Annotated in this window: 29 protein-coding genes and 1 pseudogene; 3 read left to right on the top strand and 27 right to left on the bottom strand. The window is 73.6% G+C overall.

What is annotated here, in order from left to right:
- Entirely contained in the window at positions 1-684 is a 684-nt protein-coding gene (locus tag B0E54_RS23205; RefSeq protein ID WP_234588019.1) for a YitT family protein, read from the top strand.
- 102 nt (positions 685-786) lie between these two features.
- Entirely contained in the window at positions 787-1,248 is a 462-nt protein-coding gene (locus tag B0E54_RS23210; protein ID WP_234588020.1) for a hypothetical protein, read from the top strand.
- 3 nt (positions 1,249-1,251) lie between these two features.
- Here B0E54_RS23210 and hisF read toward each other — a convergent pair whose 3' ends face one another.
- From hisF to hisD, 12 genes and pseudogenes are all read right to left on the bottom strand, one after another.
- Positions 1,252-2,019, bottom strand: coding sequence for an imidazole glycerol phosphate synthase subunit HisF (hisF, locus tag B0E54_RS23215; RefSeq protein ID WP_234588021.1), 768 nt, complete (start codon positions 2,017-2,019; stop codon positions 1,252-1,254).
- 76 nt (positions 2,020-2,095) lie between these two features.
- Positions 2,096-3,094, bottom strand: coding sequence for an NADP-dependent oxidoreductase (locus B0E54_RS23220; RefSeq protein WP_234588023.1), 999 nt, complete (start codon positions 3,092-3,094; stop codon positions 2,096-2,098).
- Between the two features lie 45 nt (positions 3,095-3,139).
- On the bottom strand, positions 3,140-3,571 hold the full coding sequence (locus tag B0E54_RS23225; RefSeq protein WP_255787514.1) for an organic hydroperoxide resistance protein: 432 nt from the start codon (positions 3,569-3,571) through the stop codon (positions 3,140-3,142).
- A gap of 5 nt (positions 3,572-3,576) precedes the next feature.
- The gene (locus tag B0E54_RS23230) at positions 3,577-4,023 is read right to left on the bottom strand and encodes a MarR family transcriptional regulator (RefSeq protein WP_234588025.1); all 447 of its coding nucleotides are present in this window, start codon (positions 4,021-4,023) and stop codon (positions 3,577-3,579) included.
- A 78-nt stretch (positions 4,024-4,101) separates the two neighbouring features.
- A complete protein-coding gene (locus tag B0E54_RS23235) occupies positions 4,102-4,491 on the bottom strand; it encodes a RidA family protein (protein ID WP_234588026.1) in 390 nt (129 codons plus the stop codon).
- On the bottom strand, positions 4,488-5,213 hold the full coding sequence (gene priA / locus B0E54_RS23240) for a bifunctional 1-(5-phosphoribosyl)-5-((5-phosphoribosylamino)methylideneamino)imidazole-4-carboxamide isomerase/phosphoribosylanthranilate isomerase PriA (protein ID WP_234588027.1): 726 nt from the start codon (positions 5,211-5,213) through the stop codon (positions 4,488-4,490). Before priA ends, B0E54_RS23235 begins: the two co-directional genes overlap by 4 nt.
- Before the next feature lie 14 nt (positions 5,214-5,227).
- The gene (locus tag B0E54_RS23245; protein WP_234588028.1) at positions 5,228-5,551 is read right to left on the bottom strand and encodes a hypothetical protein; all 324 of its coding nucleotides are present in this window, start codon (positions 5,549-5,551) and stop codon (positions 5,228-5,230) included.
- Between the two features lie 39 nt (positions 5,552-5,590).
- Positions 5,591-6,224 (bottom strand): annotated as a pseudogene (hisH, locus tag B0E54_RS23250) (imidazole glycerol phosphate synthase subunit HisH).
- The gene (locus tag B0E54_RS23255; RefSeq protein ID WP_234588029.1) at positions 6,221-6,394 is read right to left on the bottom strand and encodes a hypothetical protein; all 174 of its coding nucleotides are present in this window, start codon (positions 6,392-6,394) and stop codon (positions 6,221-6,223) included. The pseudogene hisH and the gene B0E54_RS23255 overlap by 4 nt, the downstream one beginning before the upstream one ends.
- Positions 6,395-6,511: 117 nt before the next feature.
- Complete coding sequence (hisB, locus tag B0E54_RS23260; protein WP_234588030.1) at positions 6,512-7,123, bottom strand: imidazoleglycerol-phosphate dehydratase HisB; 612 nt, start codon at positions 7,121-7,123, stop codon at positions 6,512-6,514.
- 37 nt (positions 7,124-7,160) lie between these two features.
- The gene (locus B0E54_RS23265) at positions 7,161-8,249 is read right to left on the bottom strand and encodes a histidinol-phosphate transaminase (protein WP_234588031.1); all 1,089 of its coding nucleotides are present in this window, start codon (positions 8,247-8,249) and stop codon (positions 7,161-7,163) included.
- Positions 8,246-9,568 (bottom strand): histidinol dehydrogenase, encoded by a 1,323-nt coding sequence (gene hisD, locus B0E54_RS23270; protein WP_234588032.1) that lies wholly within the window; start codon positions 9,566-9,568, stop codon positions 8,246-8,248. The genes B0E54_RS23265 and hisD overlap by 4 nt, the downstream gene beginning before the upstream one ends.
- 106 nt (positions 9,569-9,674) lie before the next feature.
- On the opposite strand from hisD, the gene B0E54_RS23275 reads away from it, so the two are divergent.
- Positions 9,675-10,379 (top strand): LON peptidase substrate-binding domain-containing protein, encoded by a 705-nt coding sequence (locus tag B0E54_RS23275; RefSeq protein ID WP_234588034.1) that lies wholly within the window; start codon positions 9,675-9,677, stop codon positions 10,377-10,379.
- Here the strand turns inward: B0E54_RS23275 and B0E54_RS23280 are convergent.
- The 15 genes from B0E54_RS23280 to B0E54_RS23350 all read right to left on the bottom strand — a co-directional run.
- Complete coding sequence (locus B0E54_RS23280) at positions 10,294-11,133, bottom strand: DUF2567 domain-containing protein (RefSeq protein ID WP_234588037.1); 840 nt, start codon at positions 11,131-11,133, stop codon at positions 10,294-10,296. The two genes, B0E54_RS23275 and B0E54_RS23280, sit on opposite strands and share 86 nt — an antisense overlap.
- 56 nt (positions 11,134-11,189) lie before the next feature.
- Positions 11,190-12,890, bottom strand: a complete 1,701-nt coding sequence (locus tag B0E54_RS23285) for an AAA family ATPase (protein ID WP_234588039.1) — start codon at positions 12,888-12,890, stop codon at positions 11,190-11,192.
- Between the two features lie 95 nt (positions 12,891-12,985).
- Positions 12,986-14,014: a hypothetical protein gene (locus tag B0E54_RS23290; protein ID WP_234588041.1), complete on the bottom strand. Its 1,029-nt coding sequence runs from the start codon at positions 14,012-14,014 to the stop codon at positions 12,986-12,988.
- 42 nt (positions 14,015-14,056) lie between these two features.
- A complete protein-coding gene (locus B0E54_RS23295; RefSeq protein ID WP_234588042.1) occupies positions 14,057-15,001 on the bottom strand; it encodes an RluA family pseudouridine synthase in 945 nt (314 codons plus the stop codon).
- Positions 14,998-15,612 carry a signal peptidase II gene (gene lspA / locus B0E54_RS23300; RefSeq protein WP_234588043.1) on the bottom strand — a complete coding sequence of 205 codons (615 nt, stop codon included), beginning with the start codon at positions 15,610-15,612 and terminating at the stop codon, positions 14,998-15,000. The genes B0E54_RS23295 and lspA overlap by 4 nt, the downstream gene beginning before the upstream one ends.
- Positions 15,613-15,677: 65 nt before the next feature.
- Positions 15,678-16,097, bottom strand: coding sequence for a TraR/DksA C4-type zinc finger protein (locus B0E54_RS23305; RefSeq protein ID WP_007463005.1), 420 nt, complete (start codon positions 16,095-16,097; stop codon positions 15,678-15,680).
- A 221-nt stretch (positions 16,098-16,318) separates the two neighbouring features.
- Positions 16,319-17,818: a potassium/proton antiporter gene (locus B0E54_RS23310; protein WP_234588044.1), complete on the bottom strand. Its 1,500-nt coding sequence runs from the start codon at positions 17,816-17,818 to the stop codon at positions 16,319-16,321.
- A 22-nt stretch (positions 17,819-17,840) separates the two neighbouring features.
- Positions 17,841-18,152, bottom strand: coding sequence for a DUF167 domain-containing protein (locus tag B0E54_RS23315; protein WP_234588045.1), 312 nt, complete (start codon positions 18,150-18,152; stop codon positions 17,841-17,843).
- Between the two features lie 5 nt (positions 18,153-18,157).
- A complete protein-coding gene (locus B0E54_RS23320) occupies positions 18,158-18,958 on the bottom strand; it encodes a hypothetical protein (RefSeq protein WP_234588046.1) in 801 nt (266 codons plus the stop codon).
- 80 nt (positions 18,959-19,038) lie between these two features.
- Positions 19,039-19,845: a DivIVA domain-containing protein gene (locus tag B0E54_RS23325; protein WP_007463015.1), complete on the bottom strand. Its 807-nt coding sequence runs from the start codon at positions 19,843-19,845 to the stop codon at positions 19,039-19,041.
- A 44-nt stretch (positions 19,846-19,889) separates the two neighbouring features.
- Positions 19,890-20,195, bottom strand: a complete 306-nt coding sequence (locus tag B0E54_RS23330; RefSeq protein ID WP_088949372.1) for a YggT family protein — start codon at positions 20,193-20,195, stop codon at positions 19,890-19,892.
- Positions 20,196-20,225: 30 nt separating this feature from the next.
- On the bottom strand, positions 20,226-20,921 hold the full coding sequence (locus tag B0E54_RS23335; RefSeq protein WP_234588047.1) for a cell division protein SepF: 696 nt from the start codon (positions 20,919-20,921) through the stop codon (positions 20,226-20,228).
- A gap of 189 nt (positions 20,922-21,110) precedes the next feature.
- Positions 21,111-21,854 carry a YggS family pyridoxal phosphate-dependent enzyme gene (locus B0E54_RS23340; RefSeq protein WP_234588048.1) on the bottom strand — a complete coding sequence of 248 codons (744 nt, stop codon included), beginning with the start codon at positions 21,852-21,854 and terminating at the stop codon, positions 21,111-21,113.
- A 9-nt stretch (positions 21,855-21,863) separates the two neighbouring features.
- On the bottom strand, positions 21,864-22,979 hold the full coding sequence (gene ftsZ, locus B0E54_RS23345) for a cell division protein FtsZ (protein WP_234588050.1): 1,116 nt from the start codon (positions 22,977-22,979) through the stop codon (positions 21,864-21,866).
- A gap of 245 nt (positions 22,980-23,224) precedes the next feature.
- Positions 23,225-24,040 (bottom strand): cell division protein FtsQ/DivIB (locus B0E54_RS23350; protein ID WP_234588053.1); only part of this gene is annotated, 816 nt, incomplete at its 5' end.

The following is a 24,040-nucleotide window of genomic DNA, read 5'->3' on the forward strand; positions in this document are numbered from 1 at the left end:
ATGGCACTGATTGGCAATCTGCGGCAGCGGCCGGTGCGACGGCTCAGCCAGCTCTACGCCGGGCTCGTCCTCTACGGGGTCAGCATGGCCCTGATGATCCGCTCCGACCTGGGCCTCGACCCGTGGGACGTCTTCCACCAGGGGCTGTCCGAGCTGACCGGGCTCTCCTTCGGCACGGTCACCATCGGTGTCGGCGCCCTGGTGCTGCTGCTGTGGATCCCGCTGCGCCAGCGACCCGGCCTCGGCACCGTCAGCAACGTGGTGGTGATCGGCCTGGTGGTGGACGCGACCCTGGCCCTGCTGCCCACCGGTGGCCCCCTCGGCGTCCGGATCGCTCTGCTGGTCACCGGGATCGTCGCCAACGGCGCGGCCACCGCGCTCTACCTCGGCGCCCAGTTGGGTCCGGGTCCACGCGACGGGCTGATGACCGGCTACGTGGCCCGCCGGCCCGGGCGCTCGATCCGCCTGGTGCGCACGGTCATCGAGGTCACCGTGCTCGCGCTGGGCTGGCTGCTCGGCGGCACGGTAGGCCCGGGCACCATCGCGTACGCGCTGGCCATCGGCCCCCTCGCGCAGTTCTTCATCCCGCTCGTCGCGGTGCCCGCGCTGGACGCGACCGCTGGCGACCGGCCGGGCGCCACCGCGGGTGACCCGCCGGGCGCCGCTCCCGCCCCGGCCGGCTGACCGCTCACCTACCGTTCACGGGCCGGCACTCCGCGATGGTGCGAGCGGGCTCGTTGGAGGGTGGGTGTTCCCTTCCGGGACGCTCGCCGTCATCATCTCTGCATGGGGGAGAACGGTTGGCGCTGGAGCGACGCCTGGATATTCGTGTCGTTGGTGATCGCGAGCGGGGCCGGGCGACACCGACGGTCCGCGACCAGTCGGCGGCCGGAGGGCGTACGCCTGACCGACGTGCTGTCCACCGCCGATCACCTGAACCAGGCGATTCCACAGCGACACGAGGTGGAGGCCGCGGTGCAGCGGCTGGTCGGGGCGGGCCTGGTGACCGTCGCCGACGGCTGGTTCCGCATCACCACCGAGGGTGAGCAGCTCTGGCGTACCCGGCCGCGCGCCGGGGTGGCGACCATGGTGGACACCGTGCAGGGCGTGCTGAGCCGCCGGCACGCGCCGGGCCGCGCCGACTGGATCCTGGACGAGGCCGAGCACGCGGCGGCCGTGCAGGAGTACGCGGTCCGGTCGATCCCCACCCCCCGCCGCTCACCCGAGGGCCAGTCCGGCGGGCACTGAGCCTCAGCGCACGGGGTGACCGCTGCGCCGCAGGGCGTCCTTGACCTCGCCCACCGTCAGCTCGCCGAAGTGAAAGACGCTGGCGGCGAGCACCGCGTCGGCGCCGGCCCCGATCGCCGGTGGGAAGTGCGCCACCTCGCCAGCCCCACCGCTGGCGACGACCGGCACGTCCACCACGGCCCGGACCGCGCCGATCAGCTCCAGGTCGAAGCCCGCCTTGGTGCCGTCGGCGTCCATCGAGTTGAGCAGGATCTCCCCCGCGCCCAGCTCGGCCACCTGCCGCGCCCAGCGCACCGCGTCGAGGCCGGTGCCGCGCCGGCCACCGTGGGTGGTGACCTCGAACCCGCTGGGCGTGCCACCGGCCGGGGCGCGGCGGACGTCGAGGGAGAGCACGAGCACCTGCCGGCCGAACCGGTCGGCGATCTCGGCGATCAGCTCCGGCCGCGCGATGGCGGCGGTGTTCACGCCGACCTTGTCCGCGCCCGCGCGCAGCAACGTGTCGACGTCGCCGACCTGCCGGACCCCGCCCCCGACCGTCAGCGGGATGAAGACCGTCTCGGCGGTGCGGCGCACCACGTCGAGCATCGTCCCCCGGTCGCTGGAGGACGCGGTGACGTCGAGGAAGGTCAGCTCGTCGGCGCCGGCCCGGTCGTACGCGGCGGCCAGCTCCACCGGGTCGCCGGCGTCCCGCAGGTCGACGAAGTTGACCCCTTTGACCACGCGCCCGGCGTCCACGTCGAGGCAGGGGATCACGCGTACCGCCACCGTCATGCCGCCACCCTATCTTCCGCGCGTGGCACGGCGGCCGACCCGACCGGGCCGACCGCCGTACGCGATGTGCGGGTGCTCACACCCGGACGAGCATCTTGCCCAGGTTCTCGCCGCGCAGCAGGCCGAGGAACGCCGCCGGGGCGTTCTCGATGCCGTCGACGACCGTCTCGTCGTAGGAGAGCGTGCCCTCGCGCAGCCAGCCCGCGACGTCGTTGACGAACGCCTTCCGCAGGTGGTTGTGGTCGTTGACCAGGAAGCCGCGCAGGGTGAGCCGCTTGCCGATGACCAGCGACAGGTTGCGGGGCGCGGCGGGCGGCTCGGTGTCGTTGTACTGCGCGATCATGCCGCAGATGGCGGCACGGCCGTGCAGGTTCATGGCCGAGATCGCCGCCTCCAGGTGGTCGCCGCCGACGTTGTCGAAGTAGACGTCGACGCCGTCCGGGGCGGCGGCCCGCAGCGAGTCGCGGACCGGCCCGTCGTGGTAGTCGAACGCGGCGTCGAAGCCCAGCGCCCGCAGCCGCTCGACCTTGGCGGCCGAGCCGGCGCTGCCGATGACGCGGCCGGCGCCCTTGAGCTTGGCGATCTGGCCCACCAGGCTGCCGACCGAGCCGGCCGCGGCCGAGACGAAGACCGTCTCGCCGGGCTTCATCGCGGCGACCTCCAGCAGACCGGCGTACGCGGTCAGCCCGGGCATGCCGAGCACGCTGAGGTAGGCGCTGGCCGGGGCGAGGGTCGGGTCGACCCGGCGCGCGCTGCTGGCGTCGAGCAGCGCGTACTCCCGCCAGCCCAGCCCGTGCAGCACTGTGTCGCCGACCGCGAGGTCGGCCGACTCGCTGGCCACCACCTCGCCGATCGCGGCCCCGTCGAGCGGGGCGTCGAGGGCGTACGGCGGCACGTACGACTTGACGTCGTTCATCCGTCCCCGCATGTACGGGTCGACGGACATGAACTGGTTGCGGACCACGATCTGGCCCGGTCCGGGCGTCGGGACGTCGGTCTCGACGAGCCGGAAGGTGTCCTCGGTGGGCCAGCCCTCGGGGCGGCTGGCCAGGTGGATCTCACGGTTGCTGGTCATGGGTGGTCGTCCTCTCGTCCGCGGGTGGGGTCCGGGTCCGCGACGTCAGGCGGCCAGGGTCTCGCGGACGGTCAGCGCGACGTCGATGTTGCCGCGGGTCGCGTTGGAGTACGGGCAGACCTGGTGGGCCTGCTCGACGATCTGCTCGGCGGCGTCGCGGGCGACGGCGGGCAGGTCGACGACGAGCTGCACGGTGAGCCCGAAGCCACCGCTGCCGTTCGGGCCGATGCCCACCTCGGCGGCGACGACGGAGCCGGTCACGTCGGCCTTGGCGCGGCGGGCCACCAGGCGCAGGGCGCTGTGGAAACAGGCCGCGTAGCCGGCGGCGAAGAGCTGCTCGGGGTTGGCGGCGCCACCCGCGCCACCCATCTCCTTCGGCACCGCCAGGTCGAGCGCGAGAGTGCCGTCGGAGGTCTCGACGTGGCCGTCCCGGCCGTCGCCGGTGGCGGTCGCGGACGCGGTGTAGAGAACCTGCATGAGAGTCACTGCTCCTTCTGTCGGTGGATGGTCTCGGTGACCCGGGTGAGCGTGTCGCGCAGGGCGACGAGCTCGGCGATGCCCAGCCCGGTGGCCTGCGCGATCCGCAGCGGAACGTCGCAGAGCTGCTCCCGCAGCGCCCGGCCCTGCTCGGTCAGGCCCACCTCGACCCGCCGTTCGTCGCGCGCCGACCGCCGCCGCACCACCAGGCCCGCCCCCTGAAGCCGCTTGAGCAGCGGGGAGAGCGTGCCGGAGTCCAGCCGCAGCTCGGCGCCCAGCTCGGACACCGTGGGCGCGTCGTCGGGGCGTTCCCAGAGCACCAGCAGCACCAGGTACTGCGGGTAGGTCAGCCCGAACTCGTCGAGGATCGGCCGGTACACGTCGGTGAGGGCGCGCGACGCGGCGTAGAGCGCGAAGCACACCTGCCGGCGCAGCACCAGGTCATCAGTCACCACTGAACCGTAGCCCGCAATTAAGTTGTGCACAACTTATCGGGCCGGAAGGCGGCCGTGACGAGGACCACCGGCGACTCAGCGGTCGCCGACGAACGCCTCCAACTCCACCTCGACCAGATGCTCCGGATCGAGCAGACCCGCCACCACCACAAGCGTCGCCACCGGACGGACCGCCCCGAAGACCGCATTGTGCGCCCGACCCACCTCGTCGGCGTGCAGCCGGTCCGTCACGTACATCCGGGTCCGGACGACGTCACCCGGCTGCACGCCCACCTCGGCGAGCGCCGCCAACCCGATCCGCAACGCCTGCGCCGTCTGCGCGGCGGCGTCCCCGACGTGCACGACCCGACCGTCGACAGTGGACGTGCAGCCAGCCGTCCAGGCCAGGTCACCGGCCCGGACCACCCGGGAATAGCCGTAGCTCTGCTCCCACGGCCCTCCCGAACCCAGCCGGGTGACAGTCACGCCTCGGCCAACGTGCGCAGCGCCTCGGCCACCGTGAACGCGCCCGCGTACAGCGCCTTGCCGGCGATCACGCCCTCCACGCCCAGCGGCTCCAGCGTGGCCAGCGCCCGCAGGTCGTCCAGGGTGGACACGCCACCCGAGGCGATCACCGGCCGGTCGGTACGCGCGCACACCTCGCGCAGCAGATCCAGGTTCGGCCCGCGCATCGTGCCGTCCTTGGTGATGTCGGTGACCACGTACCGCGTGGCGCCCGCCTTGTCCAGGCGCTCCAGCACCTCGTACAGGTCACCGCCGTCCCGGGTCCACCCCCGCGCGGACAGGGTCTGACCGCGTACGTCCAGCCCGATGGCGACCCGGTCGCCGTACTCCCCGACGACCCGGTCGCACCACACCGGGTCCTCCAGCGCGGCGGTGCCGATGTTCACCCTGCTCGCCCCGGTGCCCAACGCCGCCCGCAGCGACTCGTCGTCCCGGATGCCGCCGGACAACTCCACCTGCACGTCCAGCTGGCGCACCACCTCGGCCAGCAGGTGCGCGTTGGTGCCCCGGCCGAACGCCGCGTCCAGGTCGACCAGGTGGATCCACTCGGCGCCGTCGCGCTGCCACGCCAGCGCCGCGTCCAACGGGTCGCCGTAGACGCTCTCGCTGCCGGCGGCGCCCTGCACGAGCCGGACAGCCCGGCCGTCGGCGACATCCACGGCGGGTAACAGGGTGAGGCTCAACGTCATCTCCTCGATCAGGTACGGCGGTCCAGGGCGATCACCACGATCGCCGGCAGTACGAGCAGCAACAGCACGATCAGCGCGACACGCAACGCCACATCGTCGACGAACGTCCAGATCAGAATCATCGCCGCCACGGTGAGCAGCACGATCGCCGCCCGCTCACCCCGCGTGTGCCGAGCCAGCCGGCCCGTGCGGCCCCGCCGCAACTGCGGCGTCAACCGGCGGACGACGGCGCGGCGGCGCTGTCGACGCGCCACCCGGCGCTGCCGGGCCGCCCGCTCCCGCGCCAGTTCAGCCTCACGTTCGGCCCGCCGACGGGCCCGCTCCCGGCTCACCGCGACGCCCGCCGGCCGGACACCGGACGGTGCCGGCGCTCAGTCACCGGCGGGCAGAGTGGCGGCCAGTTGCGCAGCAACGCGGCACCGGTCTCGGCGGACTTCTCCGGGGGAACTGCGCCGCCGACAGCGGCCCACGCTCCACCGCGGCCACGAAGTCGGTGTCGTGGTGCGTCGTCGTCACCACGGCCCCCGCCGCCGCCAACGCCGCCGGGTCACCCATCGCGTACGAGTGCACGAAGTAGAACCGGCTCTCCGGCGGCAACCCGGCGAACAGCACCGACCCCCGCGGCGCGCGGACCGTGTTCCAACCCATGTGCGGCAGGCGGTGCGCGGCCAACCGGGTCACCCCACCGGGCAGCAACCCCAGGCCCTTCGTCACCACCCCGTGCTCCTCGCCGTGCTCGAAGAGCACCTGCATGCCCACGCAGATGCCGAGCACCGGCCGGCCCGCGGCCACCCGCTCCGCGATCACCGGCCCCGCGCCGAGCGCCTCGATACCCGCCATGCACGCCGCGTAGGCGCCCACACCCGGCACCACCAGACCGTCCGCGGCGGCCGCCGCGGCGAGGTCGTCGGTCACCCGGACGGACGCACCCGCGGCGGCCAGCGCCCGCTCCGCCGAGCGCAGGTTGCCCGAGCCGTAGTCGAGCACCACCACGTCGGCGGTCACGACCCCGACTCCGGGATCAGCCGGAGCACCCCGGCGGCCGTGGCCAGCAGCGCGAGCAGCGCGGTGATCACCACGGCGGCCCTCGGCGCACCCTGCCGGTGCAGCGACCACGCGCCACCCACCAGCACACCGGCCAGGATCAGCAGCAACGTCGGCAACGCGGCACCCATCAGAACCACTTTCCATTCGCGACTGCGGGGCTCCGCTGCGCTGCACTCCTCGCGCTCATCAGAGCCACCTTCCATTCGCGACTGCGGGGCTCCGCTGCGCTGCACTCCTCGCGCTCATCAGAGCGCCCCCTTCGTGCTCGGGATCGCGCCCGCCGCCCGCGGGTCGATCGCGGTGGCCTCGCGCAGCGCCCGGGACACCGCCTTGAACTGGGCCTCCACCACGTGGTGCGCGTCCGGGTGCCCACCCGGACGGGCCGCGCGCAGCACGTCGACGTGCAGGGTGATCCGGGCCGCCTGGCCGAACGACTCCCAGATGTGCCGGGTCATGCTGGTCGGGTACACCGGCCCGATGTACGGCGCGAGGACCGGCTCGTCGTGCACCACGTACGGCCGCCCGGACAGGTCCACCGCAGCCCGGACCAGCACCTCGTCCATCGGGACGGTCGCCGAGCCGTACCGCCGGATGCCGGCCTTGTCGCCCAGCGCCTGGTCGAACGCGGCGCCCAGCGCGAGCGCGGTGTCCTCCATCGTGTGGTGCGCGTCGATCTCCAGGTCACCCACGGTGCGCACGGTCAGGTCGTAGCCGCCGTGGCGGGCGATCTGGTTCAGCATGTGGTCGTAGAAGCCCACGCCGGTGCTGATCTCGGCCGTGCCGGTGCCGTCGAGGTCGATCTCGACGAGAACCTTGGTCTCCTTGGTGATCCGCTCCACCCGGGCGGTCCGGCTCATTGCATACCTTTCGGTCGCGACTGCGGGGCTCGCAAGCTCACTGCTCGCGCTCCCATCGCACGGTCTCCATTGCGGCTAGGAAGGCGTCGGTCTCGTCGGGGGTGCCGGCGGTCACCCGCAGCCAGCCGGGCAGGCCGACGTCGCGGACCAGCACCCCCTGCGCCAGCAGGGCCTGCCAGGCGGCAGCCTGGTCGCCGCCCGTCTCGAACAGCACGAAGTTGGCGTCGCTGTCGGCCACCCGCAGGCCCCGTTCGCGCAGCGTCGCGACGATCCGGTCCCGCTGGACCATGATCGCGCTCACCGTACCCAGCAGGGCGTCGCGGTGGGCCAGCGCCGCGCGGGCGGCGGCCTGGGTGAGCACGGACAGGTGGTACGGCAGACGGACCAGCTGCACCGCCCGCACCACCGCCGGGTCGGCGGCCAGGTAGCCCAGCCGGCCACCGGCGAAGCCGAACGCCTTGCTCATCGTGCGGGTGACCACGAGCCGCGGGTGGCCGGGCAGCACCGCGAGGGCGCTGACCGTGCCCGGCCTGGCGAACTCGGCGTACGCCTCGTCGACGATCACCATGCCGGGCGCGACGTCGAGCACCGCGGCGACCACCGCCGGGTCCAGCGCCGTGCCGGTGGGGTTGTTCGGCGAGCAGAGGAAGACCACGTCGGGCCGGTGCTCGCGGACCTGCGCCACCGCCTCGTCGGCGGTCAGCCCGAAGTCGACGCCGCGCTGGGCGGGCACCCACCGGGTGCCGGTGCCCAGGGCCAGCAGCGGGTGCATCGAGTACGCCGGCACGAAACCCAGCGCGGTGCGCCCCGGCCCACCGAACGCCTGCAACAACTGCTGCTGGATCTCGTTCGAGCCGTTGGCCGCCCAGACGTGCTCGACGGTCAGGCCGTGCCCGAGATATTCGGCCAGGTCGGCGCGCAGCGCCACCGCGTCCCGGTCCGGATAGCGGTTCAGGTCGCGCAACTCGGCGGCGAGCGCCTTGCCGATCGCGTCGACGACCGGCTCCGGCACCGGGTAGGAGTTCTCGTTGGTGTTGAGCCGCACCGCCACGTCGAGCTGCGGCGCCCCGTACGGCGACAGCCCGCGCAGGTCGTCGCGGATCGGCAGATCATCGAGGGAGGTCACGCCACCCCTCCCGGGAAGCGGGCCTGCACGGCCTGGCCGTGCGCCGGCAGGTCCTCCACGTTGGCCAGGGCGACCACGTGCGGGGCTACCTCGCGCAGCGCGGCCTCGGTGTACTCGATCAGGTGCACGCCGCGCAGGAACGACTGCACCGACAGCCCGGACGAGTGCCGGGCGCAGCCGCCGGTGGGCAGCACGTGGTTGGAGCCGGCGCAGTAGTCGCCGAGCGACACCGGCGACCACGCGCCCACGAAGATCGCTCCGGCGTTGCGCACCCGCAGCGCCCACTCCCGGGCGTCGACCGTCTGGATCTCCAAGTGCTCGGCCGCGTACGCGTCGACCACCCGCAGCCCCGCCTCGAGGTCGTCGACCAGGACCACGCCGCTCTGCTCACCGGTCAGCGCCGTGGTCACCCGCTCGGCGTGCTTGGTGGCGGGCACCTGCCGGGCCAGCTCCGTCTCGACCGCCTCGACCAACGCCAACGACGGGGTGACCAGCACGCTCGCGGCGAGCGGGTCGTGCTCGGCCTGACTGATCAGGTCGGCGGCGACGTGCGCCGGGTCGGCGCTGTCGTCGGCCAGGATCGCGATCTCGGTCGGGCCCGCCTCGGCGTCGATGCCGACGACACCCCGCAGCAGCCGCTTGGCGGCGGTCACCCAGATGTTGCCCGGGCCGGTGACCAGGTCGACGGGCTCGCACCGCAGCGCGCCCGTCGGGTCGACGGCGGACCCGTACGCCAGCATCGCCACCGCCTGGGCGCCGCCCACGGCGTAGACCTCGTCGACGCCGAGCAGCGCGCACGCGGCCAGCACCCGGGGGTCGGGCAGGCCGCCGTTGTCCTTCTGCGGCGGGCTGACCACCACCAGCGAGCGCACCCCGGCCGCCTGGGCCGGCACCACGTTCATCACCACCGTCGACGGGTACATCGCCAGGCCGCCGGGCACGTAGAGGCCCACCCGGTCGACGGGCAGCCACCGCTCGGTGACCGTGCCACCGGGCACCACCCGGGTCGTGTGGTCGGTGCGCCGCTGGTCGTCGTGCACCCTGCGGGCGCGGGCGATCGACTCCAGCAGGGCGGCCCGCACGGCCGGGTCGAGCACACCCTCGGCCTCGGCGATCGCCTCCACCGGCACCCGCAGCACCTCCGGTGAGATGCCGTCGAACCGCTCACTGGCCTCCCGGATCGCCGGGTACCCATGCTCCCGGACCGCCTCGACGAGCGGCTTGATCCGCTCGACGGCCACCGACACGTCGAGCTGGGCACGGGGCAGCAGGCGGCGCGGGTCCACGAGACCGTCGCGCAGGTCGATCCGATTCAGCACCCTTGCGAGTCTAGGCGGCCCGACCGGAGCTCACCCCAGCCGCCCGCTCGGCGGGACGGTGAGCCGGGCCACGCCGGCGCGGGGGCGATTGGTTAGGCTCGACCACGTGACCGCACGGCTGCCGGTGTTCCCGCTCGCAACGGTGCTCTTTCCCGGGTTGGTGCTGCCGCTGCACATCTTCGAGGAGCGCTACCGGGCCCTGGTCCGGCACCTGGTCGACCTGCCCGAGGGCGCGTCCCGGGAGTTCGGGGTGGTGGCCATCCAGGCCGGCTGGGAGGTCGCGCCCGCCGGGCCCGGCGCCCGCGCGGGCACCGGCGTCGGCGACGTCACCCTGCACGAGGTGGGCTGCACCGCCGAGTTGCGCCAGGTCACCGAGCTGGCCGACGGCGGTTTCGACATCGTCACCGTCGGGCGCCGCCGATTCCGGATCGCCGACGTCGACGACGCGTCCGCGCCCTACCTGACCGCCGACGTCGAGTGGCTGCCCGAGGCCTCCGGGCCGGACGAGGTGGCCGACCTGCTGGCGGCCCGGGTGATCGCGGTGTTCCGGCAGTACCTGGGGCTGATCCGCCCCGACCCGGAGGAGATCTCCGAGCAGTTGCCGGAGGACCCGACGGTGCTGTCGCACCTGGTGGCGGCCACCGCCGCGCTGACCGTCGACGACCGGCAGCGGCTGCTCGCGATCGACGACACCGCCGCCCGGCTCCGCGCCGAGCTGCGACTGCTCAACCGCGAGGCGGCTCTGCTGCGCCAGGTGCGGGCGGTTCCGGTGCCGCTGTCGGAGCTGGCGTCCCCACCGACGCCCAACTGAGGGCCGCCGGGTCCGGCTCCGGCCGCAGGCCCGGCCAGCGCGACCAACCGGCCAGCAGGGTGTACGTGACAGCGGCGCCGAACGCCGGCAGCAGCAGGTTGCCGTGCGGCACCGGCAGCGCGCCGAAGAGCCAGTCGATTCCGCCGGCGCGCAGGTCTGCGGGTTTGGTGAACGCCTGCCCGGCCGGGGCGCTGTCCAGCAGCCGGTCGAAGGTCGCCAGCCCGACCCGACGCCCCACCTGCCAGGCCACCGGGGCGGCGGCCAGCGTGCCCAGCAGCACGCCGAGCAGCCCGACGGGGCCGCGTTGGCGGCGCAGCAGGAACCACACGGCCAGCGCCGCGAGCACCCCGAAGGCCAGCCCGAGCAGGCTGAACCAGCCGTCCGCGGCGATCGGCTGCTCCGGCTGGGGCTCGGCGTAGATCGCGCCCTCGGCGGTCTTGAGCACCGGGGTGTCCGGCGCGAGCACGGCCCAGAGCAGCCCGAGCGGCCCGCCCAGCACGGCCAGGGCGAGCACGACCCCGAGCACCGCCGCCACGGTCCGCAACGGGCGGCGCGGCTCGTCGGGGATCAGCTCCGGTCCGCTCTGGTACGCCGTCAGGGTGGGACCCTCGCCGGGGTCGTACCCGGGCGGCGGCACGGCTGGTGGCGGCACGGCCGACCCGCTGTCGGCGGGCGCCGCACCCGACGGTGCGGGTGGGGCGGGCCGGTCGGCGTCGTCGACGTGCCGCTCAGGGTCGGGGTTGTCCGGGCTCACCCGATGATCCTCTCAGGCCCCGGGACGGGCCGGGGCGCCGGTGGCGGCGAACCAACTCACCGGGCGAACGGCTCCGCCATGGCCGCGGCGGCGCGCAGCCACGCCTGCCGGGTCTCCGGCTGGAGCTGGTGGTACTCGATCGACGAACCGGTCTCCAACGCCGGGTCGTACGGCACGACGGCCACCGCGCGGGTACGCGTCGCGAAGTGCCGTTCCAGGTCGTCCTGCAACGGCGAGCGGCCGGGAGTGGGGCAGGAGATGAGGGTGACCGCGTTGTCGGCCAGCTCGCCCATGCCCTCCTCGTGCAGCAGGTCGAGCATCCAGTCGGCACTGAACGCCGCGTCCTCCCGGGGCACGGTGGTCACCACCAGTTGGTCGGCGGCCTGCATCACCGTGCGCCAGTTGGCGCTCTCCACGTTGTTGCCGGTGTCCACGCAGACCACGTCGTGCGTACGACGCAGCAGTTCGAGGACCCGCTTGACGGTGAACTGGTCGAGTCGCTGGGCGAAGCGCGGGCTCTCCTCGCCGGCCAGCACGTCGTACGAGCCGTCGGAGGCGTGCCGCAGGTAGTCGTCCAGCCGCTCCAGCAGGGTCGCGCCCTCCAGGATCTCGATCTGGGCCAGGTCACCGATCAGGTGGCGGATGGTGCGCGCGTGGCGGGCACTCCCGGCGCGGAGCCCCAGGGTGCCGCGCAGCTCGTTGTCGTCCCAGGCCAGCACGCCCCGCCCCCGGACGCTGCCGACGGTGGCGGCGGCGAGCACCGTGGCGGTGGTCTTGTGCACGCCGCCCTTGGGGTTGGCGAACGCGAACACGCGGGGTGTGCCCAGGTCGCGGCGGAGCACGCCGGTGGCGCGTTCGGACTCCTGGTCGACGCCCTGCGGTCGCCACTCGATCCGGGCGGGGTAGCCGCGCTCGGCGATGGCCGAGCCCGGTGGCGGGGTGACCGGCGGGGCGGGCGGCGGGGTGACCGGTGGCGCGACCGGCGGTGGCGCGACCGCCGCGACCGGCGGGGTCACCTGCGGCGCGGGTGTCGGGTAGCCGGTCTCCGGCTGGTAACCGGTCTCCAGCAGCGCGTACCGCGACTCCCCCGCCGGGTTGCCCGGCCGGTAACCGTTGTCCAGGAGGGCGTAGCGCGACTCCGGCTCGGCCCGGCGCGGCGGCGGCTCGGGCTCGGCCTGGTAACCCGGCTCGGCCTGGTAACCCGGCTCGGCGCGGTACGTCGGGTCGGCCCGGTAGCCGGGGTCGGCGCGGTATGTCGGCTCGGCCCGGTAACCCGGCTCCGACCGGTACACCGGCTCCGCCCGGTAGTCCGGCTCGGCCCGGTACGCCGGCTCCGCCCGATACTCCGGCTCGGCCCGGTACGCGGGCTCCGCCCGGTAGTCCGGCTCCGACCGGTAGGCGGGCTCGGCACGGTAGTCCGGCTCGGCACGGTACGCGGGCTCGGCCCGGTAGTCCGGCTCCGACCGGTAGCCCGGCTCGGCGCGGTAGGCGGGATCGACCCGGTAGGTCGCCTCGGCCCGGTAACCGGGCTCCTGGCCGTACGACAGATCGGCCGGATGCCCGATGGCCGACGCCCGCCCCGAGTAGCCGTTGGGGGCCGCGCGCCGCGGGAGGGGATCCGGCGGCGCCTCGTCGGCCCGGCGCTCGGGCTCGGGCTGCTCAGCGGCCCGGCCGCCCAGCCGGGCGCGGTCCAGCAACGCCCGCCATCTCGGCGCTGGTTCGGCCGGCCGGCCCCAGCCGGTCTCACTGCCCTCCACGGCCCGCCCTCCCAGCGCCATCGATCTCTGTCTGACAGGCTACGAACCAAACCCTATTCGGACCACACCTGAGCACGCACACCACCCGGCGCAGATCACGACGGGGAGGGCGGCAGCAGTCCGGCGTCGGGCGCGTCCGGGGAGGTGGTGACACCCGGCGGGGCCACCTCGGTGGGTTCGGCCGAGGGCGACTCGGGTGACGGAATCGTTACGAGCGGTGCGGGTTCCGACGATTCGCCCATCGGCACCGGCGGCCTCGGCGTGCTCGACGGCGACGCGCCACTCGCCAGCGGCGTCGGCTCCGGGCTCGGGCCGGTGTCGGCAGGCGGGCGGACCACGTCGCGCTGCTCGGGCAGCGGCGGCGTGAAGACCGTACGGTCGAGTCGGTACACCTCGGGCGCCGGATCGACGGCCCGCACGTCCGGGCGGGCGGCCACGCCCCGCAGCACCTCCGGCGCCGCGCGCACCACCGCCGCGTAGACGCAGGCGCAGCCGCCGCGGTACGCCGCCGCCTCGGCGCTCGCCACGTCCGCCCCGGTGACGTACTGCTGGCGCAGCTCGCGCTCGGCGGCGCTGTCGCCGCGCACCCCGGCGGCCCTGGCCCGGTAGTCGGCGGCCTCGCCCTCCTTGCGGGCGGCCACCTGCGCCATCTGAGCGACCACGTCGTCCGGCACCCGCAGGGCCGGCATCCGGACGATCTCGGTCTGGCGGCCGGGCAGCGGCACCCGGCCGAAGACCGTCGACACCGACACGTCACCGAGCACCGCGGCCAGCCGCTGCGGCGGCAGGTACGCGTCGAGCACGACCAGGGCGTACGTCCCGTCACCGGTGGCCGGGGCCGTCGGGCTCAGCGCGGCCAGGTCGGCCGCGGCCGAGCGCAGGTAGCCGGGAACCCAGTCGCCGTCGGCCACCCCGACGCGGGTCACCTCGCCCACCGTCCGGTCGCCCACCGGAGCGTCGTCGGCGGCCCACACGGCGGTGCCCAGCACGGCCGCCGCGGAGAGCACTGCGGCCCAGGTGAGCACCCCGGACCGCCCCGGCCGGTCACCGAGGCGGGCCACCGCCCGGGTCAGCGGCGGCAGCAGCCGTTGGTCCAGCTGCCGCAGCAGGTCGCCGGCGCGCACAGGCGGGATCCCCTCGTCGGATCGATGTCGGGTGGTCGCCGCTCAGTCACGCAGGATCTCAAGCGCACGTTCCAGATCGTCAGGGTAGTCGCTGACGAACCGGACCTCGTCCCCCGAACGGGGGTGCAAAAAGCTCAGTTCGCGGGCGTGCAGCCACTGTCGGGCCAGGCCGAGACGGGCCGAGAGGGTGGGATCGGCGCCGTAGGTGAGGTCACCGACACAGGGGTGCCGCAGCGTCGAGAAGTGCACCCGGATCTGGTGCGTCCGGCCGGTCTCCAACCGCACGTCGACCAGGCTGGCCGCCGGGAACGCCTCAAGCGTGTCGTAGTGGGTGATGCTCGGCTTGCCACCGGACACCACCGCCCAGCGGTAGTCGTGGGTGGGGTGCCTGTCGATCGGCGCGTCCACGGTGCCCCGCAGCGGGTCCAGGTGCCCCTGCACCACCGCGTGGTAGCCCTTGTCCACCTCGCGGTACTTGAAGGCCCGCTTCAACGCCGTGTACGCCTGCTCGCTCTTGGCCACCACCATGATCCCCGTGGTGCCCACGTCGAGACGGTGCACCACGCCCTGCCGCTCGGCGGCGCCGCTGGTGGAGATGCGGTGCCCAATCGCGGCGAGCGCACCGATCACCGTCGGGCCGGTCCACCCCGGGCTGGGATGCGCGGCCACGCCCACCGGCTTGTCCACCACCACGATGTCGTCGTCGGCGTACACGACGCGCAGGCCGGGCACCGCCTGCGGCACCACGGTCGGTGGGGCGACCGGGGCGGGCAGGGTGACGTCCAGCCAGGAGCCGGCCTTGACCTTGTGGGAGTTGGGCCGGGCGGCGCCGTCGACGAGGGCGTCGCCCGCGTCGACCAGGGCGGCGGCTGCGGTACGGGAGAGGCCGAACAGCCGGGACACCGCCTGGTCCAGGCGCATGCCGTCCAGGCCGTCGGGCACGGGCAGCGAACGGTGGTCGCCACCGGCGGCGAACGTGGAGGTCATGCCCGCTCCCTCTGCTCGGCGTCGGCGGAGGCGCCCGCGTCGGCGGAGGCGTCGTCCCGGCCGGCCCGCCGGCCGTCACGCTGACGACCGGTCAGCTCCAGCAGCACGGCCAGCAGCACACCGCAGACCAGCGAGCTGTCGGCCAGGTTGAACACCGGGAAGTACTCGCCGTACGGCCCGAAGACGCTGATCATGTCGACCACGTGGCCGTGGAACGGGGCGGGCGCCCGGAAGATCCGGTCCATGAGGTTGCCCAGCGCCCCACCGAGCACCAGGCCGAGGGAGATCGCCCACGGCAGGGACCGCAGTCGCAGCGCCATCCAGACGATCCAGCCGACCACGCCGATGGTGATCAGCGGGAACACCCAGGTGTAGTTCGCACCGATGCTCCACGCGGCGCCGCTGTTGCGGGTCAGGCTCAGGTAGACCAGCCCACCCAGCACCCGGACCGGCTCGCGGTCGCTGAGCGCGGCGAGCGCGAGGTGCTTGGTCACCAGGTCGGCCACCAGGGCCACCAGGGCCACCCCGGCGAGGATCGCGACAGCCCGGGGCCGGGGCTTGCCGCCGCCCGGGTCGGTACGGCCAGGTTCGGCGGGCGGTGCTGCGGTCATGCGCTCCCCATCGAGGTGTCTCGGCGGTGATCGCTCACCGTCTCATCGCAGACGGGGACCGGGCCTCAGCGCCGCTCCTCCAACTGCTTGCACGTCACACACAGGGTGGCCGACGGGAAGGCGGCGAGGCGCTCGACCGGGATCGGGTTGCCGCACCGCTCGCACCAGCCGTAACCACCCTCGTCGAGGCGCTCCAGGGCGCGCTCGACCTGCGTGATCCGTTCCAGAATGCTGTTGGCGAGAGAGATCTCCTGCTCCCGCTCGAACGTCTTGGTGCCGGTGTCGGCCTGGTCGTCCCCGGCCGAGTCCGTCAACCGATCGCGCTGCAGCTCGGTGATCTCGCTCAGCGTCTGATCGTACTCGGCGCGCAGCTCGTCCCGCCGCGCCGCCAGCGCCGCCCGGATCTTCTCGGTCTCCGCCGCGCTGCGGGTGGCCTTGGCCACCGGCTTGCGGCCGGCGGTCCTGGTGTCGGCTGGCTTCGCCATGGGTCGCTCCTCGGCCGCGGCGCCGCTCGGTCGCGGCACCTGGTCAGGGGCGCCGACAAAGGCGTCCCCAAGTACGAAAAGGGGCGCACGGCGACGATGGCCGCGCACTCCGGAGGTTGGCAAGAATACGGAACGTACAGGCGTCCGACAACGTGGCGCACCGTCGCACCGCTCAACAGCCCCGAGCCCTGCCTAACTGGGGCAAAGGGAACGCTAGCAGATCAACCGACCGCCTCATCCCCGTACTCGCCAAACCATCGGGCCAGCCGACCCCGTCGGCTGACGGCCCGCAGCCGCCGTTCGGCGGCGTCGCGCACCCCACCGGTGGCGACGATCAGCAGGCTGTCGCCGGTTTTCAGCCGGGTGTCCGGACCGGGCACGAAGCCCACCCCGTCGCGCAGCACCAGAGTCACCGAAGCGCCCAGCGGCAACCGCAGCTCGTCGACGTGCACGCCGGCCAGCCGCGAGCCCGGAGGCACCTCCAGTTGGAGCAGATCGGCCCGCATCCGCTCCAGTGGCGCGGTCTCCACGTGGATCTCGGTGGCCTCGGCCGGCGCGGTGGTCCCCAGCCGGCGGGCGAACGGACCGAGCGTGCTGGTCTGCACCAGCGTGAAGATCACCACCAGCACGAAGACCGCGTCGAAGAGGCGCTCCGCGCCCGGCACCCGCTCCGAGAGCGGGATGGTGGCCAACACGATCGGCACCGCCCCGCGCAGCCCGGCCCAGGACAGGAACGCCTGCTCCCGCAGGCCGACCCGGAACGGCGCCGCCGAGACGGCCACCGACAACGGCCGGGCCAGCAGCACCAGCGCCAGACCGGCCACCACCGCCGGCAGCACCGCCGCATCCAACCGGCCCGGCGAGGCCAGCAACCCGAGCAGCACGAACAGCCCGATCTGGGCGACCCACGCCAGCCCGTCGGCGAAGCCCAGGATCGCCTGCCGGTGCGACAGCCGGGCGTTGCCCAGCAGCACCCCGGCCACGTAGACGGCGAGGAAGCCCGAGGCGTGCAGAACGGCGCCTGCGGCGTACGCCAGGACGGTGATCCCCACCGCCGCGATCGGGTACAGCCCCGCGGACGGCAGCGCGGCCCGGCGCAGCGCCCACGTGCCGGCGACGCCCGCACCCACGCCCACCGCCGCGCCGACGCCCAGCTCGTAGCAGACCAGACCGACCTCGTACCACCACGGATGCGACCAGCCGGAGTGCGACAGCAGCACCACCAGCAGCACCACCGGGGCGTCGTTCATGCCCGACTCGGCCTCCAGTGTGGCCACCAGCCGCGGCGGCAGCCGCAGCCGTCGCAGGGTGGCGAACACCGCCGCCGCGTCGGTGGAGGAGAGCACCGCGCCGTAGAGCAACGCCAGCCGCCAGTCCAGACCCAGCAACAGGTGTACGGCGACGCCGACCACCACGATGCTGACGACCACGCCGACCGTGGAGAGCGCGGAGGCCAACCCGAGGACCGGACGCAGGGCGCTCCACCGGGCGGTCAGGCCACCCTCGGCGATGATCACGATGAGCGCGCAGAAGCCGAGGGTCCGGGTCAGATCGACGTCGTCGAAGCGGATACCCAACCCGCCCTCGCCGATGGCCACGCCGAGCGCCAGGTAGAACAGCAGGCTGGGCACCCCGAGGCGGCTGGAGAGCCGGACGGCGCCGACCGCCACCAACAGCACGGCCGCGCCGAGCAGCAGCGCGATGTCCAGCCCGGGCGTCACGGTTGCCGAGCCCGGGCGGTCCTCACCCTGCGGATCCGTCGCGCAGTCGGTGCAGCACGTCGGTCAGCTCGGGGCCGGGCCGGTCGACGAGGAACAGCTTGTCCCGGCTGGTCGCGCCGGTGCGCAGCGACACCGTGGCCGCCCGGACGCCCAACGCGTCGGCGAGGGCCCGGCGGGCAGCCTCGGTCGCCCGACCGTCCACCGCCGGGGCGTGGACCGCGATCACCAGGGCGGGACCGTACGCGCCGTCGAAGCGGCCGCCGACGGCGTTGCGGGAGGCGCCAGGCTTCACCCGTACCGCCACGGTGAGCGCGTCCTGCGGGGGCACCGACACCGCTCTCAGATCGGCCGGACGTCGGTGAGCAGGGCGGTGGCCGGCGCGCACGCCCCGCACGGCGTGAAGCCGAGCTCGACGGCCTCGGCGACCGGGAGGGACTCGGGCACCCGCCCGGCCAGGCGCGGGCACCCGGCCAGGTGGTAGCGGGGTCGCCCGTCGACAACCACGACGGGGTCGGGCAGCCGGGAGACCCGGGCCGCCTCGGCAGGGGTGATCGGCTGCTCGGCCGGCTCGTCGGCCAGCGCGTCGACCGACGTCGTGCCGGAGAGGTACGCCTCGTCGCCGCGCGCCACGAAGGGCGATGCCGGGCTGACGGGCGAGGAGCGTGACCCGTCGGCCGGGGTCACGAACGACGCCTCGGGCTCGAACGGCGCGGCCTCGTCATACGGCGAGGCCGCGTCGAAGGGCGGGGCCACGTCATACGGCGACGCCGCGTCGAAGGGCGGGACCGCCTCGAGGTCGGACGGCGGCTCGGGTGGTTGCCGCCACCCGGTGCCGCCGTTGCCGACCGTCGGAGGTACATGCTGGACCGGCACATCCGGCTCGGCCAGCGGCGGACCGTACGCGACACCCGGCTCGGCCTGGCTGGCCCTGCGGAATGTCGCGCGGTCCCGCGGACCGGCCCGACCGGGATCCGCCGTCGCGCGGTTGGCGGCTGCCTGGCGGGCGCCCACCACCAACGCGACGGCGGCCAGCAGACTGGCCGCGATGGAAATGGTCAACAGAACGCTGGAGCCACCGGCCAGACCGAACACCAGCAGCACCACAGCGACGAGGATGAGCAGAAGACTCGCGACTATCACGGCTCACCCCCGCCGCGTCGTACCGTCCAGGCAGGGCCGGCGACCGTCACCATCTGCGGACAGCGATCGCCGGCCGGTGCTCAGCGTCCGGCTTCGAGGGCGCCGGAGCGCCCGCCGCCGTACGAACCGGCGAGACCTGCCGCCGCCAGCCCATTGCCGCCGGCGACCCGGCCTGCCTCGGAGCGGGTCATCTCGGCTTCGAGGCCCTGGCCGCGACCGTCGAGGTCCCGCAGCTGGCTCTCCAGGTAGGCCTTGAGCCGGGTGCGGTACTCGCGCTCGAACTGCTTGAGCTCCTCGATGTGCTTCTGCAGGGCCGTGCGCTTGGCGTCCAGGCCGCCCATGGCCTCCTGGTGCCGCTGGCGGGCGTCCCGCTCCAGGGCGTCGGCCTTCGCGCGAGCCTCGCGGGTCACCTCCTCGGCCTTGCTCCGAGCCTCGGACAGGAGCTGGTCGGCCTCGCGGCGCGCGTCCGACACGTGGTCGTCGGCGGTGCGCTGGGCCATCATCAGCACGCGCAGGGCCTGCTGCTCACCGTCACCGGTGACGCCGCCGGCCGGGCCGCCGGTCGCGCGGACCTGCTCCAGCTCGGCCTGCATGGCGCGGGCGGCCTGCTCGGCAGCGGACTTGTCGCGCTGCACCCGGTCCAGCTGGGCCTTGACGTCGTTGAGCTCCGCCGCCAGTCGGGCGTCGCCGCCGGGGCCGGCGGGGGCGCCGCCACGACCGCCGCGCTCCACCTGGGCGCGCAGCTCGTTGTTCTCCTCGATGAGACGGGCGAGCTCGCGCTCGACCTCATCCAGGAAGGCGTCGACCTCCTCCTCGTCATACCCCCGCTTGCCGATCGGCGGTTTCTTGAAGGCGACGTTGTGGACGTCGGCCGGGGTCAGCGGCATCGAAACTCCTCGGGTCAGTTGCGGCCGCGAAAGCGCGTCGGTCATCAGGCAGATGCCCTGATCGACGGCCCTAACACGAACTCCATCAGCACGAACAGGATAACCAGGAGCACAAGGGAGGCCAGGTCGATGCTCACGGTACCAATTCGCAGCGGAGGGATCACACGCCTCAACGCGTTGAGAGGGGGATCAGTGACGCTCCACACGGATTCCAGTCCTGCCGATGCGCCGCGTCCCGGCTGCCACCGCCGGCCGTACTGAAGGACGGCGCTCAACACGAACCGGGACAGAAGAAGAAGCAGGAAGACATAAAGGACCAGGTACAGCACTTGCAGTAAGATCGACAACACGGTCAGCGACGTCCCTCGGGTCGGGCGGGGTCAACTCAGGCTGAAAAAACCGCCCTCAGCGATCTTGGCCTTGTCCTCCGCGGTGACCTGGACATTGGCCGGTGAGAGCAGGAACACCCGATTGGTCACGCGCTCGATCGTACCGCGCAGCCCGAACGCCAGACCGGCCGCGAAGTCAACCAGACGGCGGGCGTCCGCCTCATCCATCTCGGTGAGATTGATGATCACTGGTACGCCGTCGCGGAAGTGCTCACCGATGGTGCGCGCCTCGCGGTACGTGGTCGGGTGCAGCGTGGTGATCTGATACCGCTGCTCCTCCTCGGGCACGGCCACGCGCTCCCGCGTCACGGCCTGCGGCGCGAGGGCCAGATTGTCGCGCGTGTGGTACGTCACCGCGCCCGACGTCTCACCGGCCGAGGACCGCGTGATCGACCGTACGCTGGACCGCTCGGCCCGCTCCGGACGCTCACCGTCACCGCGGTCGGACTCGCCGCCGCGCCCGGTGGACCGCTCGGAGAGCCGACCCCGCTCGCTGGCGCGCGGCCGGGGAGCCGGTGGCTCCTCGGCGTCGTCGTCGTCCTCGTCGGCGAACTCCTCGGCGTACCGGCTCTGCCGGTAACGCGACTCGCGGTAGCCACCCTTGTCGTAGCCACCGTCGTCGTAGGCCCGCTCGTCGTCTTCCTCGACGAGACCGAGCCAGACCCCCGCCTTGCGCAGTGCACCCATCCCGCGCCCTTCCGTCCGCCGTGCGGCACTCGCCCCCGTGCCATGTCGCCCGTCGCGAGTGGACAACCATGCCCATCGGACCGGAACGGCAATCCCCCTGGCGCGCGATTCGCGTCGCGCGTCACGACCCCCACAAGGATCCGCCGCCCTGAAACAACACTGATGTAATTTGCCTGTCTCGCGGTCAGGCTACCGCAGCGTGGGACGCATTCCGAGCAACGCGCTACCGACGCGGACATGTGTCGCGCCGTATCGGATCGCGATTTCCAGGTCGCCGCTCATTCCCGCCGACAACGCTGTCGCTCCCGGATGGAGCGTCCGAAACGCCTCGGCCACCTCGGCCAGTCGGGCGAAGGCCCGCTCCGGTGGCCAACCCAGCGGCGCCACCGCCATCAGACCGGCCAACCGCAGCGCGGGGGCGTCGGCCACCGCTGCGGCGACCGCCTCCAGCCCCACGCCCTCGTCGGCCGAGTCGGGCAACGCGCCGCCGCGCGCCGGGTCGCCGTCGATGCTCACCTGCACCAGGGCGTCCAGCGGCCGTTCCCGCTCCGCCGCCGCGTTACCCAGCGCGCGGGCCAGCCGCACACTGTCCACCGAGTGCACGACGTCGGCGTAGCGCACGACCGAGCGGGCCTTGTTGCGCTGCAACTGCCCGATGAAGTGCCAGCGGGGGCGTACGTCGGCCGCAGCCACCTCGGCGGCCTTGCCGGCCGCCTCCTGGTCGCGGTTCTCCCCCATGTCGGTCACCCCGAGCCCGGCCAACGCCAGCACGTCACCGGCCGGGTACGTCTTGGTCACGGCGATCATCGTGACGTCGGCGGGATCCCGGCCCGCGCCCGCGCAGGCGTCGGCGATCCGGGCCCGCACCTGGACCAGGCCCGCCGCGAGTTCGGCGCGGCGGTCCGGTCGTACCGTGGCTGAGCTGTCGGTCATCGGCGGCGCTCAGGAACCGTTCTTGAGAAAGTCGGGCACGTCCACGTCGTCGAAGAGCACCCGGCGCGGCGACTGGGCCGGAGCCGGCAGGGTGGCCGGCGGCGGCACCGGGGTGCTCTGCGGCGCCGGCTGGTTGGTGTTGGTCTTGCGGGTCGGCTCGGCCGCCTTGTACGCCGGCGTGCCACCGTCGAAGCCCGCCGCGATGACCGTCACCCGCACCTCGTCACCGAGCGCGTCGTCGATCACCGCGCCGAAAATGATGTTGGCGTCCGGGTGGGCCGCGTCGGTGACCAGCTGGGCCGCGTCGTTGATCTCGAACAGGCCCAGGTCGGAGCCACCGGCGATGGAGAGCAGCACGCCGCGCGCGCCGTCCATGCTCTGCTCCAGCAGCGGGCTGGAGATGGCCGCCTCGGCCGCCTCGACCGCGCGGTTCTCCCCGCGGGCGCTGCCGATGCCCATCAACGCGCTGCCGGCGCCGCTCATGACGCTCTTGACGTCGGCGAAGTCCAGGTTGATCAGACCCGGGGTGGTGATCAGGTCGGTGATGCCCTGCACACCGGAGAGCAGCACCTGGTCGGCCGTGCGGAAGGCGTCCATCATGCTGATGTTGCGGTCACCCAGGGCCAGCAGCCGGTCGTTCGGGATGACGATCAGCGTGTCGCACTGGTTGCGCAGCTCGTCTATCCCCGTCTCGGCCTGCACCTGGCGGCGCTTGCCCTCGAAGGAGAACGGGCGGGTCACCACGCCGATGGTCAACGCGCCGAGCTTGCGGGCGATGTTGGCCACCACCGGCGCCCCGCCGGTGCCGGTGCCGCCACCCTCGCCGCAGGTCACGAAGACCATGTCGGCGCCCTTGAGCACCTCCTCGATCTCGTCGCGGTGGTCCTCGGCGGCGTTCTTGCCGACGTCCGGGTTGGCCCCGGCGCCCAGGCCACGGGTCAGCTCCCGGCCGACGTCGAGCTTGACGTCGGCGTCACTCATCAGCAGCGCCTGGGCATCGGTGTTGATCGCGATGAACTCGACGCCCTTGAGCCCAACCTCGATCATCCGGTTGACGGCGTTGACGCCGCCGCCCCCGATGCCGACGACCTTGATGACCGCCAGGTAGTTGTGCGGAGGTGTCATCTCCGGTCCTTTCCTTCGAGATTGGCTTCGGCCGACCGGGTACGGCGTGGCCAGACCAGCGGCCGACGACAGCTGTCACCAGCGAGAGTCAGGGCTGAACCCTCACCCTCTACTAGAGGCTTACAGTTATGTCAACCACTGAACCTCTTCGGGGCAACGTAAGCGCCACCACGCGATGAGCCAAGGACCCGACCGGCGTGTCGCCGCCGGAGCGCGACTCGTCACGTCCGGAGCACGCTCACCGGTCAGCGGAAGGTCACCACGTCCGGCGCGCTCACGTCGATGCGGTCGCTGTCCTCGTCGAGCAGCGCCGTGGCCACCCGCGCCTTGTCCGTACCCCGCGTGGCGTCGCCCCAGACCACCGTGCGGTCCCCGCGCAGCAGCAGGCTGATCCGGGCCAGGCCCTCCACCCTCAGGTCCACCAGCTCGGCCCGCAGCTGCGGGGTCAGCGCCCCGAGCACCTCCAGCGCGGCCCGGGTGTCCGGGTCGTCGGCGGCGGGCCTGCTCACCCGCACCAGCGGCAGCCCGGCGGGGCGGCGGCCCACCGTCTGGAACGCCACGCCGCTGCGGTCGACAAGTGCGAACGCGTCCGCCTGCGGCACCACCGCCACCGCCGTCCGCTCCGTCACCCGGACCACCAGGGTGCCCGGCCAGTCCCGCGACACCGTGGCCCGCTCGACCGGCGCCAACGCCCCGACCCGACGCGCGGCGGCCGCCAGATCCACCCGGGCCAGCGGCACCCCGTCGGGCACCCCCACCGCGTCGCGCACCTGCACGTCCGTGACCAGCTTGGCGCCCTCCACCGTCACCGTGCGGACCCCGAACAGCCCGGTGCCGAGGACCGTCCAGGCGACCAGCCCGAGCAGGGCCAGCACCCCGGCGGCCACCGCCCACGGCAACGCCGCCCGCATCCGACGCTGCCGGGCCCGGGCCATGAAGCGGCGGGTCGACGCCGGCACCGCATCACTGCCGGCGCGGACCAACTGCCAACGCCGGACCGGACCGCGCCGTGGGGCGCCACCGTCGGCGCCGCCGGTGCGCCCGCGGGCGGGGCCGGGGCG

It is taken from the genome of Micromonospora sp. MH99 (assembly GCF_021442385.1).
Lineage (GTDB): Bacteria > Actinomycetota > Actinomycetes > Mycobacteriales > Micromonosporaceae > Micromonospora.